The sequence below is a fragment of the Kitasatospora sp. NPDC097643 genome (genome assembly GCF_040302625.1).
In the GTDB taxonomy this organism is placed as follows: Bacteria; Actinomycetota; Actinomycetes; order Streptomycetales; family Streptomycetaceae; genus Kitasatospora.
In genome coordinates, this window is the sequence record NZ_JBEOSA010000012.1 from 108043 (window position 1) to 121241 (window position 13199).

The 13199-nt window shown below is 74.6% G+C and carries 12 protein-coding genes; 8 read left to right on the top strand and 4 right to left on the bottom strand.

Annotated features, from left to right (window positions below; translation table 11 throughout):
• Positions 1-31 precede the first annotated feature (31 nt).
• From ABTY15_RS11295 to ABTY15_RS11320, 6 genes are all read left to right on the top strand, one after another.
• Complete coding sequence (locus ABTY15_RS11295) at positions 32-826, top strand: dienelactone hydrolase family protein (RefSeq protein WP_350580050.1); 795 nt, start codon at positions 32-34, stop codon at positions 824-826.
• Between the two features lie 9 nt (positions 827-835).
• Entirely contained in the window at positions 836-1585 is a 750-nt protein-coding gene (locus tag ABTY15_RS11300) for a TVP38/TMEM64 family protein (protein WP_350580052.1), read from the top strand.
• A gap of 64 nt (positions 1586-1649) precedes the next feature.
• A complete protein-coding gene (locus ABTY15_RS11305; protein WP_350580055.1) occupies positions 1650-2165 on the top strand; it encodes a DinB family protein in 516 nt (171 codons plus the stop codon).
• Between the two features lie 270 nt (positions 2166-2435).
• Positions 2436-2828, top strand: coding sequence for a cell division protein SepF (locus tag ABTY15_RS11310; protein WP_350580059.1), 393 nt, complete (start codon positions 2436-2438; stop codon positions 2826-2828).
• Between the two features lie 143 nt (positions 2829-2971).
• The gene (locus tag ABTY15_RS11315; RefSeq protein WP_350580062.1) at positions 2972-3571 is read left to right on the top strand and encodes a TetR/AcrR family transcriptional regulator; all 600 of its coding nucleotides are present in this window, start codon (positions 2972-2974) and stop codon (positions 3569-3571) included.
• Positions 3568-5112 carry an MFS transporter gene (locus ABTY15_RS11320; protein ID WP_350580065.1) on the top strand — a complete coding sequence of 515 codons (1545 nt, stop codon included), beginning with the start codon at positions 3568-3570 and terminating at the stop codon, positions 5110-5112. The genes ABTY15_RS11315 and ABTY15_RS11320 overlap by 4 nt, the downstream gene beginning before the upstream one ends.
• Positions 5113-5194: 82 nt before the next feature.
• Here the strand turns inward: ABTY15_RS11320 and ABTY15_RS11325 are convergent, their stop codons facing one another.
• The 3 genes from ABTY15_RS11325 to ABTY15_RS11335 all read right to left on the bottom strand — a co-directional run bounded on the left by ABTY15_RS11325 (position 5195) and on the right by ABTY15_RS11335 (position 10245).
• A complete protein-coding gene (locus tag ABTY15_RS11325) occupies positions 5195-7660 on the bottom strand; it encodes a SpoIIE family protein phosphatase (RefSeq protein WP_350580067.1) in 2466 nt (821 codons plus the stop codon).
• Positions 7661-7805: 145 nt separating this feature from the next.
• Positions 7806-8426 carry a TetR/AcrR family transcriptional regulator gene (locus ABTY15_RS11330; protein WP_350580070.1) on the bottom strand — a complete coding sequence of 207 codons (621 nt, stop codon included), beginning with the start codon at positions 8424-8426 and terminating at the stop codon, positions 7806-7808.
• 157 nt (positions 8427-8583) lie between these two features.
• Complete coding sequence (locus ABTY15_RS11335; protein ID WP_350580077.1) at positions 8584-10245, bottom strand: AMP-binding protein; 1662 nt, start codon at positions 10243-10245, stop codon at positions 8584-8586.
• A 235-nt stretch (positions 10246-10480) separates the two neighbouring features.
• On the opposite strand from ABTY15_RS11335, the gene ABTY15_RS11340 reads away from it, so the two are divergent.
• Together ABTY15_RS11340 and ABTY15_RS11345 are read left to right on the top strand one after the other, a co-directional pair.
• Positions 10481-11227 carry a GVDTG sorting domain-containing protein gene (locus ABTY15_RS11340; RefSeq protein WP_350580084.1) on the top strand — a complete coding sequence of 249 codons (747 nt, stop codon included), beginning with the start codon at positions 10481-10483 and terminating at the stop codon, positions 11225-11227.
• Entirely contained in the window at positions 11214-11927 is a 714-nt protein-coding gene (locus tag ABTY15_RS11345; RefSeq protein ID WP_350580086.1) for a class F sortase, read from the top strand. The genes ABTY15_RS11340 and ABTY15_RS11345 overlap by 14 nt, the downstream gene beginning before the upstream one ends.
• Positions 11928-11979: 52 nt before the next feature.
• Here ABTY15_RS11345 and ABTY15_RS11350 read toward each other — a convergent pair whose 3' ends face one another.
• Positions 11980-13152, bottom strand: a complete 1173-nt coding sequence (locus ABTY15_RS11350; RefSeq protein ID WP_350580088.1) for an acyl-CoA dehydrogenase family protein — start codon at positions 13150-13152, stop codon at positions 11980-11982.
• Between the last annotated feature and the right edge of the window lie 47 nt (positions 13153-13199).

The following is a 13199-nucleotide window of genomic DNA, read 5'->3' on the forward strand; positions in this document are numbered from 1 at the left end:
GCGGTTTTCGCGACCGCGAGAGGAACTCCCCGTGTGCTACGACCCGGACGCCGCACCGCCCGCCTTCGCGCCCGCCCGCTGGGCCCTGGCCGAGGCCACGCCACTGACCCTGACCTCGGCCGACGGCACCCGGTTCGCCGCCTTCCTGGCCCGCCCGGAGGTCGCCACCGGCGCCGCAGTACTTCTCCTGCCGGACAACAAAGGCCTTTCCCCGTTCTACCGGCAGACCGCCGCCCGGCTCGCCGAACAGGGCCACCCGGCGCTCGTCCTCGACTATTACGGCCGAACCGCCGGAGCCGATCCGGAAAACCGCCCGGCGGAATTCGGCGAGCTGCCGAACCTGCTCCCCCACCTGCTCACGCTCACCCCGGAAACCCTGGACGCCGACCTCCTCGCCGGCATCGCCCGGCTGCGCGCGACCGGCGTCGCGGAGGTGGTCGCGCTCGGCTTCTGCTTCGGCGGCCGACAGGCCTTCCGCGCCGCCGCGCCCCGGTTCGGGCTGGCCGGCGCGGTCGGCTGCTACGGCTACCCGGACGCGGTCAACGGCACGCCCGGCCCCACCCAGCTCGCCGCCGGGCTCGACGCACCGATCCTCGCCCTCTGGGGCGGCGCCGACGAGCACATCCCGCCCGCCACCGTCGCGGCCTTCGACGCGGCACTCACCGCCGCCGGCTGCCCGCACGAGTTCGTCACCTACCCGGGGGCGCCGCACAACTTCTTCGAGCTCTCGGCGACCGGGCACGCCGACGCCGCCCGGGACGTCTGGCGCCGGCTGCTGGCCTTCCTCGCCGGGCCCGCAGGCCGTCCGAGCGAGCCCACCGGTTAGGCTCGGCCGGTGCCCGCACCCGCAACGCCGCCCGCGCCCGCCGACACCGCCGTCCGGGACACCGACGTCCACGACAACGCCGCCCAGGAGACGCCGTCCGGCCGCTCGCCGTGGTGGCGGTTCGCCCTGCTGGTGGTGGTGCTCGGCGCCGCCGCCGGCTCGCTGTTGCTGTGGAGCCCGACGGAGCTGCTGAACGGGGGGCTGGCCGACCGGCTGCCCGGGTACTGGTTCGCGCCGCTGTTCGCCGCCGTGTACGCGGTCGGCACGCTCGCCTTCGTCCCCCGGCCCGCGCTGAACGCCGCCGCCGGGCTGCTGCTCGGCATCCAGCAGGGCGTCCTGCTGGCGGTGCTGGGCACCACGCTGGGCGCGGCCATGGCCTTCGTCCTCGGGCGCGGCCTGGGCCGCGAGGCGCTGCGCCCGTACCTGCGCGGCAAGGTGCTCGGCGGGCTGGACCGGCGCTTCACCGAGCAGGGCTTCCGCAGCGTGCTGGTGCTGCGGCTGCTGCCCGGCATGCCGTTCCAGGCGGCCAACTACGGCGCGGCCTTCTCCGGGGTGCGCTTCCTGCCGTTCCTGACCGCGACCGCGATCGGCGTGGTGCCGACCACAGCGGTGTACGTCACGGCCGCGGCCAGCGCGGGCGAGCCGGGCTCGGCGGCCTTCCTGCTGTCGGCCGGCGTGATCGCGCTGCTGGTGCTCGGCAGCCTGGTCGGGCTCTGGCGGGCCGCCGCCGCCCGCCGCCGCCGGCTGCCGGCCGGCTAGGGCCTCGAAGCGGACCCGGAAAATCCCCTCGACCCGTCCGCCGCCGCCCGCCACCATGGCGGGCATGACCGACCTCACCCCGCGGATCGACCCGCCGATGGCGGCCGACGAGACCGCCATGCTGACCGCCTGGCTCGACTACCACCGCAGCACCCTGGCCCTCAAGTGCGAGGGCCTGAGCGACGACCAGCTGCGGCTGCGCTCCGTCCCGCCGTCCTCGCTCTCGCTGCTCGGCCTGGTCCGGCACATGGCCGAGGTGGAGCAGCACTGGTTCCAGACAGTGCTGAGCGGTGCGGAGATCACCGCCAGCCACTACTGGACGGAGGCCGATCCGGACGGCGACTTCAACCACGTGGACACCGCCGACGTCGCGGCCGACTTCGCCACCTGGCACGCCGAGGTCGAGGCGGCCCGCCGGGCGAGCGCCGGCCTGTCGCTGGACACCGCCGGCAAGCGGCTGCGCCACGGACAGGAGGTGACGCTCCGCTGGATCCTGGTCCACATGATCGAGGAGTACGCCCGGCACAACGGTCATGCCGATTTGTTGCGCGAGCTGGTGGACGGCAAGACCGGCGAGTGAAATCGTTTCCGCATTGTTGACAGAAGGTCAATTAAGCGGTGACCGCGACCGATATGGTCTACGCGCGCAACCGTACGCCGCACCACCGCGTCGCAGCTGGTGCCCGGGCTCGCCCGGGTTTCCGGCACGGCACGACTCGTACGGGGGTCGCGAGCGGGCACGGGACCGGTGAACAGTGCGATACTCGGACAGTTCCGACGAGTGGATGACGTGTCAAAAAGGACACGCAGCCCCGGGGGACCAGTACGGGACGAGGCAGGGAGGCGCGGCATGGGAGCACTTCGCGACGAGCACCACAACGGGTGGCTGATGCCCTCGGGGAACTACCCGGCCGCGGTGTACGACGACGAGTGGGTCGAGCACGAGACGGTACCGTCCGTGCCCGCGCCCGCGAAGATCGTCTCCCTGCGGCCGACCGGTTTCGAGGCGGCGCGCACGGTCGGCGAGCACATCCGGGCCAGCACCCCGGTGGTCATGGACCTCACCGAGATGGAGGAGGCCGAGGCCAAGCGGATGGTCGACTTCGCCTCCGGACTGATCTTCGGCACCCAGGGCGGCATCGAGCGGATCGCCCGCCGGGTCTTCCTGCTCACCCCGGCCGACGTCGAGGTCATGGTGATCGACCGCCCGCTGGACGACACCGGGTTCTACAACCAGAGCTGAGCGCCACCGCGCGTTGACCCCGACCGGGGACGGCACCCGCCGTCCCCGGTTTTTTGCGCCCGGACGCCCCAGCTGCATGACTCATCTGAGGCGCGGGGATTAATTCTGAGACGTCCACGTCTCAGATGACCTACACTCGACGCATGGCCACCGACCGTGACACCGTCCTGGAAGCCGCCGTCGGCGTGCTCTCCCGCCGCCCGACCGCCCACCTGGACGAGATCGCGCGCGCCGCCGGGATCAGCCGCGCCACCCTGCACCGGCTCTTCCCCGGGCGCGACGCCCTGATCCGCGAGGTCGGCCTGCTCGGCCTGCGGCGCTTCGCCGCCGCCCTGGACACCGCCACCGTCGAGGACGGCGACGCCGAGGCCGCCCTGCGCCGCCTGGTGGACGCGGCCGTCCCGGACGCCGCGCTCTGCGCCTTCCTGGCCGGCGAGAACCAGCTCTACGACGACGACAGCATCAACGACCTCTGGGAGGTCCAGATCAGCCGGCTGCACGCGCTCTTCCTGCGCGGCCAGCAGCAGGGCGTGTTCCGCATCGAGCTGAGCGCCGCCTGGCTGAGCGAGGCCTTCTTCGACCTGGTCGCCGGGGTCGGCTGGTCGATCCAGGACGGCCGCCTCGCCCCGCGCGACGCCGCCTTCTCGCTCGCCGAGCTGTTCCTCGGCGGCGCGCTGCGCCGGCCCCCCGCACCGGAACCCGGACCCGCCACACCCACACCCTCGGAAACCGATATGCCATGACCACCACCCCCCGCCAGCGCTGGACCGGCCTCGCCGTCCTCGTCCTGGCCGTCACCGTGGTCGCCCTGGACGCGACCGTCCTCTCCCTCGCCATCCCGTCGATCAGCGAGACGCTGCGCCCCAGCGGGACCCAGCTGCTCTGGATCGGCGACGCCTACTCCTTCGTCCTGGCCGGCCTGCTGGTCAGCATGGGCGCGCTCAGCGACCGGATCGGCCGCAAGCGGCTGCTGCTGACCGGCGCCGCCGCCTTCGGCGCCGCCTCGCTGCTGGCCGCCTACGCGCCCGGGCCCGGCTGGCTGATCCTGGCCCGCGCGCTGCTCGGCGTGGCCGGGGCGACGATCATGCCCTCCACGCTCTCGCTGATCCGCGCGCTCTTCCCGGACGACCGGGAGCGGGCCACCGCGATCGGCGTCTGGGGCGCGGCCGCGACGGCCGGTGCGGCGCTCGGGCCGGTGGTCGGCGGGGTGCTGCTGGAGCACTTCTGGTGGGGCTCGGTGTTCCTGCTGAACATCCCGGTGCTGCTCCTGCTGCTGGTCCTCGGCGCCCGGCTGCTGCCCGAGTCCCGCGATCCGCGGCCGGGGCGCTGGGACGTGCTGAGCGTCGCGCTGTCGATGACCGGGGTGATCGGCGTGGTCTACGCGATCAAGGAGGCCGCGGCGCACGGCGTGGCCCGCTGGGACGTGCCGCTCGCCTTCGTGCTGGGCGCGGCCGCGCTGACCGCCTTCGTCCGCAATCAGCTGCGGCTGGAGACCCCGCTGCTCGACGTCCGGCTGTTCCGGGACCGGCGGTTCACCGCCGCGGTGCTGGCCTCGCTGATCGCCCTGGTGGGCCTGTCCGGAGTGGTCTTCGTGACCTCGCAGTACCTCCAGCTGGTGCGCGGCTTCGGGCCGCTGCGGGCGGGCCTGGCGGAGCTGCCCGCCTTCGTCGGCGCGGTGGCCGGCGGGCTGCTGACCGCCCGGCTGGTCCGGCGCACCGGCGCCCGGGCCGCGCTGACCGGCTGTCTGCTGGCCATGGGCCTCGGGATGGGCGTGCTCGGCTGGCTCCAACAGGACACCACCTACCTGCTGCTGGCCGCCTCCTTCCTGCTGGTCGGCACGGCCGAGGGCGTGGTCTACACGCTCGGCGCCGACCTGGTGCTGGGCGCCGCGCCCGCCGACAAGGCCGGGGCCGCCTCGGCGGTCTCGGAGACCGCGTACGAGCTGGGCACCGCGCTCGGCATCGCCCTGGTCGGCTCGGTGGTCGGCTCGCTCTACGCGGGCGGGCTCGCCGTCCCGGCCGGGACGGACCCGGCGGCCGCGGCCCGGGCCGGCGAGTCGCTGGGCGCCGCCGTCGAGACCGCGCGGGAGCTGCCGGCGGGCCTCGCCGAGCCGCTGCTGGCGAGCGCCCGGGAGTCCTTCGTCCACGGTGTGAACACCGCCGGGCTGCTGGCCGGGGCGCTGCTGGTCGGCGCGGCCGCCTTCGCCTGGTGGCTGCTGCGGGGGCTGTCGGCCGCGGCGGCCGCGGCGGTGGAGCAGCCGGCCCCGGAGAAGGTCGGCGCATAAGGCGCAGGCGGACACCGGTTCCCCGCACCCCCACCCGGGGTGCGGGGAACCGCCGTGTTCGGACGCTGCCTCGGACGGTGCCTCAGACCGTGCCGAAGGGCAGTTCCAGCTCGGCCCAGACCACCTTGCCGTCCCGGGTCAGCCGGCTGCCCCAGCGCTGGGCCAGCTCGCTGACCAGGAACATGCCGCGCCCGCCCTCGTCCTGCTCGGCGAAGGGGCGCAGCTGCGGGGTCTGGCCGCCCGCGTCGGAGACCTCGACGGTGAGCACCCGGTCGCGGAAGAGCCGCAGCCGCCGGGGGGCGTCGGCGTGCAGCAGGGCGTTCGTCACGAGCTCGCTGACCAGCAGTTCGGCGTAGTCGGAGAGCGCCGACAGGCCCCAGCCCTCCAGAGTGGCGCGGGTGAAGCGGCGGGCCTTGCCGGGCAGCCGGCCGCCGCCGGTGAGCGGGAGGGTGGCGATCCGGTCCGCGGGCAGCGGCAGCACCCGGGCCATGATCATCGCGATGTCGTCGTCGGTGCCGTCGGTGACCAGCGCGCCGAGGACGGCGTCGGCGTTCTCCTCCAGGGTCCGGCCGGGTTCGGCGAGGGTGCGGGCGAGCAGGTCGATGCCGGCGTCGATGTCCTGGCCGCGCCGCTCGACCAGGCCGTCGGTGTAGAGGGTGACCATGCCGCCCTCGGGCAGGGAGAACTCGATCGACTCGAAGGCCACCCCGCCGACGCCCAGCGGCACCCCGGGCGGGATGTCGACCTTGCGGGCGCTGCCGTCCGGGGCGACCCAGACCGGCGGCAGGTGGCCGGCCGAGGCGACCTGGACGGTGCGCTCCAGCGGGTCGTACACCGCGCAGATGCAGGTGGCGAACTGGCCCTCGCCGATGCCCGAGGCGGTCTCGTCCAGCCGGGTGAGCACCTGCTCGGGCGGCATGTCCAGGGTGGCCAGGGTGCGGGCGACGGTGCGCAGCTGGCCCATCGTGGCGGCGGCCCGGATGCCGTGGCCCATCACGTCGCCGACCACCAGGGCGACCCGGCCGCAGGAGAGCGGCACCACGTCGAACCAGTCGCCGCCGACCTCGCTGGTCACGCTGCTGGGCAGGTAGCGGTAGGCGATCTCCAGGCCGAGGGTGCGGTGGATCTCCTGCGGCAGCAGGCTGCGCTGGAGGGTGAGCGCGGTCTCCCGCTCGCGGCGGTAGAGCCGGGCGTTGTCCACGGCCAGCGCGGTGCGGGCGACCAGTTCCTCGGCCAGCGCGACGTCGGCGTCGCCGAACGGCTCGGGGTTGCGCATCCGGATGAACTCGGCGCCGCCGAGCACCATGCCCCGGGCCGTCATCGGGACCATCAGGTACGAGTGGATGCCCGCCGCCATGCCGGGGGCGACCCGGTCCTCGCTGGCGACCAGGCTGCGCAGCACCGCCTCGTCCACGTGGGCGCGCAGCAGCGGGCGGCCGCTGCGCAGGCACTGGGTGTACTTGCGGTCGGGGGCGTACTCGGAGACCTCGCCGACGGCGTCGACGGCGTGGGTGAGGCCGGACTCGTAGGACTCCCCGACGGCGACGGCGCGCAGCGTGATGGGGCGGTCGAGCGGGATGGTGGTGGGCTCGGCGCCGCGCAGCACCGGCTCCAGCAGGTCGACGGTGGCGAAGTCGGCGAACCGGGGGACGACCGCCTCGATCAGCTCCTCGGCGGTGCGCTGGAGGTCGAGGGTGGTGCCGATCCGGGCGGTCGCCTCGGCGATGGTGGCGAGCCGCTCCTGGGCGCGGGCGGCGCGGGCCTCGGCCTGGAAGCGCTCGGTGACGTCGATGATCGAGGAGCAGACGCCGAAGACCCGGCCGGTGGAGTCCTCCAGCCGGAAGTAGGAGGCGGACCACGCGCGGTCGCGTTTGGGGTCGCCTGGGACGCGGCCGTGCGAGCGGGCGTCGACCACGGGTTTGCCGGTCTTGAGGACCTGCCGCATGGTCTGTTCGATCTCGGCGGTGTTGATGCCCGGCAGCACCGCGGATATCCGGCGGCCGAGGTGGGCCTTGACCGGGACGCCGTTCATCCGGGCGAGCGCCTCGTTGAGCCGGACGTAGCGCAGGTCGGTGTCGTACACGGCCATGCCGATCGGTGACCCGCCGAAGATGCCGTCGAGGACGGCGAGGTCGGCCTCGATCGCGTGCAGGGCGCGGGTGTCGGAGGCGGTGGCGAGCAGCAGCAGGGTGCCGGCCGGGCCGGCGATCGGGTAGGTGCGGAACTCCAGGTCGACCCGGTGGCCGTCGCGGTGGCGCACCGGGAAGACGCCGGACCAGCCGGTGCCGGCCATGATCTGTTCGAACAGGGCCAGCACCTCGGGGCGGTCGGTGCCGCTGGTGAGCAGTCGGGCGGCGTAGCTGCCGACGGCCTCCTCGGCGGAGTAGCCGAGCAGTTCCTCGGCGTCCTCACTCCAGTGCAGGATCAGACCGTCACCCTGGAGCAGGACCGTAGCGAGCGGGACGAGCCGGTGGCCTTCGGGGCGTTCGGGGGCGCCGCCCGGCGCGGGGCCGGCGGCGGCGGTCGCGTCCCACTCGTGTCCGTGCATGATCAGGCAGCACCCCGGTTCGGCTCGTGCCCGGCCGGGTGGGCCTCGCGGTCCGTGCCGGCCGGGATTCTTCTCCAGACTGCACGGACATCGGCCGCCCGGCGACCCCTTGGTCGGGCCGTCCGGACGTTCGGTTGTTCGGGCGTCATGGGCGTTCCGGCCGCAGCGTACTCTCCAGAACGCCCGCCCACTGCCGGATCACCCGGGATCGTCGGGCGCTGTCGTCGGTGAGCAGGTCGGCCAGGCCCAGTCCGCGGGCCAGGTCCAGGGTGGCCTGCACGGACTCGCGCACGCCGGGGCGGCTCTCGTCGGCGTCCAGGAACTCGACGGCGGCCCGGTGGGCCTCGCGGCCGACCCGGCCCTCCAGGGCGACGATCCGGTCGCGCAGCGACTCCTCGGTGGCGGCGGCCGTCCAGAGGTGGAGGGCGGCGCGGAACAGCGGGTCGGTGTAGAGGCGCACGATCATGTCGACCACGGCCTCGGTGCGGGCCGGGCCGGCGGCCGGCAGGTCGTCCGCGTGGGCGCGGACGGCTGCCAGCCGCTCGGCGGTGACGTGCTCGACGGCCGCGGTGAACAGGTCCTCGCGGGTCGGGAAGTGGTGCTGGGCGGCGCCCCGGGAGACGCCGGCGCGTTCGGCGACCACGGTGACGGTGGAGCCGTGCCAGCCGAGTTCGGCCAGACAGTCCACGGCCGCCGCCAGCAGCCGGGCGCGGGTGGCGCGGCTGCGGTCCTGCTGGGGGGCGCGGGCGGCGGGGTGGCTGGTCATCGTTGCTGGCCGTTCCTGTTCCGGTGGGGGCTCGGCGGGGCGGTCGTCCTCGGCAGGGCGGCCCTCCTCCGCGGACCGATCTTCACAGACCGGCGCCGAGGGCCGGCCGCCGGGTCGGGGGCCCGGACCTCGGCCCGGCCACTGAGTGAGCGGCCGCTCAGGGAGCGGGCTCGGCGGCGGGCTCGCGGCCGGTGCCCGCCGGGGCGCCCGGGGCGGCGGCCGCGCGGGCGGCCTCCCGGGCGGCCTCGCGGGCGCGCAGTTCGCGGCGGAGGATCTTGCCGGCCGCGGACTTGGGCACGGCGTCGACGAACTCGACCGCGCGGACCTTCTTGTACGGGGCGACCAGCCCGGCCACGTAGGCGGTCACCTCCGCCGCGTCCAGGTCGGCGCCCGGGGTGCGGACCACGAAGGCCTTGGGACACTCGGTGCCGTCCCCGTCCGGGACGCCGATCACGGCGGCGTCGGCGATCCGCGGGTGGCCGAGCAGCACGGCCTCCAGCTCGGCCGGAGCGACCTGGTACCCCTTGTACTTGATCAGCTCCTTGACCCGGTCGACGATGTGGAGGTAGCCCCGCTCGTCGACGTAGCCGATGTCGCCGGTGTGCAGCCAGCCCTCGGCGTCGATCATCGCGGCGGTGTCGGAGGGGCGGCCGAAGTACCCCTTCATCACCTGCGGCCCGCGGATCAGCAGCTCGCCGCGCTCACCGGGCCCGAGGTCGTCCGCGGTGCCGTCCAGGGCGGCCACCCGCAGCTCGGTGGAGGGGACCATCCGGCCGACCGAGCCGACCGCGGGGTCGTCCTCCTTCGGGGAGACCACGTGGGTGACCGGGGAGAGCTCGGTCATGCCGTAGCCCTGGAGCAGGTGCGGCAGGCCGAGGCGGCGGGCGCAGGCGGCGGCGAGGTCCGGGTCCAGCGGGGCGGCCGCGCACAGCAGGTACTCGACCGAGGAGAGGTCGAAGCGGTCCACCACGGGGTGCTTGGCCAGGGCGAGCGCGATCGGCGGGGCGACGATCAGCGCCTGGACCTTCTGCTCCTCGATGGTGCGGCAGAACTGCTCCAGCTCGAAGCGGGGCAGCACCACCACGGTGGCGCCGCAGCGCAGCGGCTGGTTGAGCAGCGCGGCGAGCCCGTAGATGTGGAAGAACGGCAGGACGGCGAGCACCCGCTCGCCCTCGGCCGGGTGGTAGAGGGCGTCGGTCTGGGCGAGATTGGTGGCGATCGAGCGGTGGGTGAGCATCACGCCCTTGGGCAGGCCGGTGGTGCCGCTGGAGTACGGCAGGACGGCGACGTCCTCGCTCGGGTCGATGGCGATCTCGGGCTCGGGGCCGGTGGCGGCCAGCAGGTCGGCGAGCGAGCGGTGGCCCTCGGCGCCGTCCAGCACGATGATCTCGGCCAGCGGGCGGCCCTGCCCGGCGAGCAGCTCGGCGGCCTGGCGGGCGGTCGGCAGGAACGGCGAGACGGTGATCAGCCAGCGGGCGCGGCTGTCGCCGAGCTGGCTCGCGAGCTCGGTGGGGGTGGACAGCGAGGACACCGTGGTGACGGTGGCGCCGGCCCGGGTCGCGCCGTAGAAGGCCATCGGGTAGACGATCGTGTTGGGGCTGAACAGGGCCACCACGTCGCCCTGGCGCACCCCGGCCCCGGCCAGCCCGGCGGCCACCCGCCCGACCGCCGCGGCCAGCCGCGCGTAGCTGACGCTCTCCCCGGTGACCCCGTCGATCAGGGCCGGCCGGTCGCCGTACCGGGCGGCCTCGCCGAGCACCGCCTGGTGGATCGGCAGGTCGATCACGGGCACGTCGGGGAATTCACTGTGGAACACCAAGGTATGCCTCCAGAAAGGGAGTTGACGCACGATCCGGTTACCGCCGTCGGGTCTTCGGGGCCGGCCGGCGGGGGCGCGGACAGGAGCATACGGACAGTGAGCGGGTGTTGCGCCATTGTGAGGAACGAGGGGGCGCGCAGGCGTGGCACGGTTGCTCCGGCGGGCGCCCGGGCCGACGGTGTTGCACCTCGGCCGCCCACGCCCTTGAGCGGCCCCGGACCCTGGAGCACCACCCTTGAGACCCACCGCCCGACCCCTACCGTCCACCCGCCGCCTCCTCGCCACCGCCACGGCCGCCGCCGCACTCGCCCTGGCCACCGCCCCCGTGGCGCTGGCCGCCCCCGGTGACAACGGCGACGTCAAGATCCACGACAGCAACACCCCGGTGACCAACCAGAACGACGACGCGAAGGTCTGCCAGTTCTACCTGGACGCCTTCAACTTCGACACCGTCACGCTGGTGTCCTGGACCATCTCGCAACAGCCGCCGACCGGCAACGCCCTGGTGCTGGCCGGGTCGATCGTGCTGACCACCGGCGCCGGCAACACGACGAACTACAGCCTGCCGGAGGGGCACTACAAGCTCGAGTGGACGTTCGTCGGTGAGAACGGCAACGCCAAGCAGAAGGTCTTCGACGTGCAGTGCGCGACCAGCTCGCCCTCGCCGACCTCCACCGCGTCGCCCTCCCCCAGCAACTCGCCGTCGCCGTCCAGCTCCACGAGCCCGTCGCACAGCACCTCGCCCTCCCCCACCTCCTCCCCCGGGCACTCGCCCAGCCACTCCCCCAGCCACTCGCCCAGCCACTCGCCCAGCCACTCGCCCGAGCCCCACCCGGTCGGTGGTGTCGGCACCGGTGGCGGCGGCACCTCCGGGGGCGGCAACACCGCCGAACTGCTCGGCGGCGCCGCCCTGTTCGCCGGTGCGGCCGGCTTCGGGCTGCGGGCGCTGCGCCGTCGCAACGGACGCAATGCCGAATCCTGACCGCTCCCCCCGCGGACGGCGCGGCGGCCCCGGCCCGCTCACGGCCGGGGCCGTCGCCGTGGCGCTCGCGGCGGGCGGCCTCTGGCTGGTCCGGGACGGCTCCACCGGCGGCGACGGGCCGCCGCTGCCCCCGGCCTCGGCCGCCTCCCCGGCGGTCACCCCGGCCGGCACCGGCCCCGGCGGACCGCCCGCGGGCACCCGACCGCCCTCCGCGTCGCCCGGTGTGCCCGCCGCGCCGCCGCTGCCCGCCGCGGTGCCGACCCGGATCCGGATCCCGGCGATCTCGGTCGACGCCCCGATGACCGGCGTCGGCCTGACCACCGGCCAGGCCCTGGCGACCCCGCCGATGGACCAGCGCAACCTGGCCGGCTGGTACCGGGACGGCACCGCACCGGGCGCCGCCGGCAACGCGATCGTGGTCGGGCACGCCGACAACCGCAGCGGCCCGGCCGTGTTCTACCGGCTCGGACTGCTGCGCCCCGGCGACACCGTCGAGGTGCTCCGCCAGGACCGGCGGACGGCGGTGTTCACCGTGGACGGCGTCCGGGTGTTCCCGAAGAAGGACTTCCCGAGCGAGCAGGTGTACGGCGACACCGACCGGTCCGAGCTGCGGGTGATCACCTGCGGCGGACGGTTCGACCGGCGCACCGGGTACGAGTCCAACACCGTGGTGTTCGCCCACCTGACGGCCGTCGGGTGAGCCGGCCCGGGGGCCGTCCGGTGAACCGGCCCGGGGGCCGTGGAGGGCCCGCTCAGTACGACTTCGGCAGGCCGAGGGTGTGCTGGGCGACGAAGTTGAGCACCATCTCGCGGCTGACCGGGGCGACCCGGCCGACCCGGGTCGCGGCCAGCAGCGCGCCCAGCCCGTACTCCTGGGTCAGCCCGTTGCCGCCGAGCGTCTGCACCGCCTGGTCGACCGTGCGGGCGGCGGCCTCGCCGGCCGCGTACTTGGCCATGTTGGCGGCCTCCCCGGCGGCCAGGTCCTCGCCCGCGTCGTAGAGCAGCCCGGCCTTCTGGGTCATCAGCCGGGCCAGCTCGATCTCCACCGCGCACTGCGCCAGCGGGTGGGCCAGGCCCTGGTGGGCGCCGATCGGGGTGGACCAGACGGTGCGGGTCTTCGCGTACTCGACGGCCTTGCCGAGGGCCTGCCGGGCCAGGCCCAGCGAGAAGGCGGCGGTCAGGATCCGCTCCGGGTTGAGCCCGGCGAACAGCTGGAGCAGGCCCGCGTTCTCGTCGCCGACCAGCGCGTCGGCGGGCAGCCGGACGTCGTCCAGGAACACCTGGAACTGCTTCTCGGGGGCGACCAGCTCCATCGGGATCGCCCGGTACTCGAAGCCGGGGGTGTCCCGCGGGACGACGAACAGGCAGGGCTTGAGCTTGCCGGTGCGCGCGTCCTCGGTGCGGGCGACGAACAGCACGGCGTCCGAGTGGTCGATGCCGGAGACGAAGACCTTGCGACCGGTCAGCAGCCAGTCCTCGCCGTCGCGGCGGGCCACGGTGGATATCCGGTGGGAGTTGGAGCCGGCGTCCGGCTCGGTGATGCCGAAGGCCATCGTGCGGCTGCCGTCGGCCAGTCCGGGCAGCCAGCGGCGCTTCTGCTCCTCGGTGCCGTAGCGGGCGATCACCGTGCCGCAGATCGCCGGGGAGACGATGAGCAGCAGCAGCGGGCAGCCGGCGGTTCCCAACTCCTCCAGCACGATGGCCAGATCGGTGATACCGCCGCCCCCGCCGCCGTACTCGGCGGGCAGGTTCACGCCGAGGTAGCCGGCCTTGCCGGCGTCCGCCCACAGTTCCTCGGCGGGCTCGCCGGCCCGGGCCTTGGCGAGGTAGTAGGCGGAGCCGTAGCGGCGGCCGAGGTCGGCGACGGCCTGGCGCAGGGCCTGGCGTTCGGGGGTCTCGATGAGCTGACTGCCGATGCTGGACATGCGGGGTCCTTCCGGGTCAGGCGTGGTCGGGGCGGGCGGGCGGGTTG

Bases quoted from the DNA above. Each gene is read 5' to 3' on its own strand.
- ABTY15_RS11305 (WP_350580055.1), top strand. From the start codon at position 1,650: ATGACCGACCTCACCCCGCGGATCGACCCGCCGATGGCGGCCGACGAG.
- ABTY15_RS11310 (WP_350580059.1), top strand. From the start codon at position 2,436: ATGGGAGCACTTCGCGACGAGCACCACAACGGGTGGCTGATGCCCTCG.
- ABTY15_RS11315 (WP_350580062.1), top strand. From the start codon at position 2,972: ATGGCCACCGACCGTGACACCGTCCTGGAAGCCGCCGTCGGCGTGCTC.
- ABTY15_RS11320 (WP_350580065.1), top strand. From the start codon at position 3,568: ATGACCACCACCCCCCGCCAGCGCTGGACCGGCCTCGCCGTCCTCGTC.
- ABTY15_RS11325 (WP_350580067.1), bottom strand. From the start codon at position 7,660: ATGCACGGACACGAGTGGGACGCGACCGCCGCCGCCGGCCCCGCGCCG.
- ABTY15_RS11330 (WP_350580070.1), bottom strand. From the start codon at position 8,426: ATGACCAGCCACCCCGCCGCCCGCGCCCCCCAGCAGGACCGCAGCCGC.
- ABTY15_RS11345 (WP_350580086.1), top strand. From the start codon at position 11,214: ATGCCGAATCCTGACCGCTCCCCCCGCGGACGGCGCGGCGGCCCCGGC.
- ABTY15_RS11350 (WP_350580088.1), bottom strand. From the start codon at position 13,152: ATGTCCAGCATCGGCAGTCAGCTCATCGAGACCCCCGAACGCCAGGCC.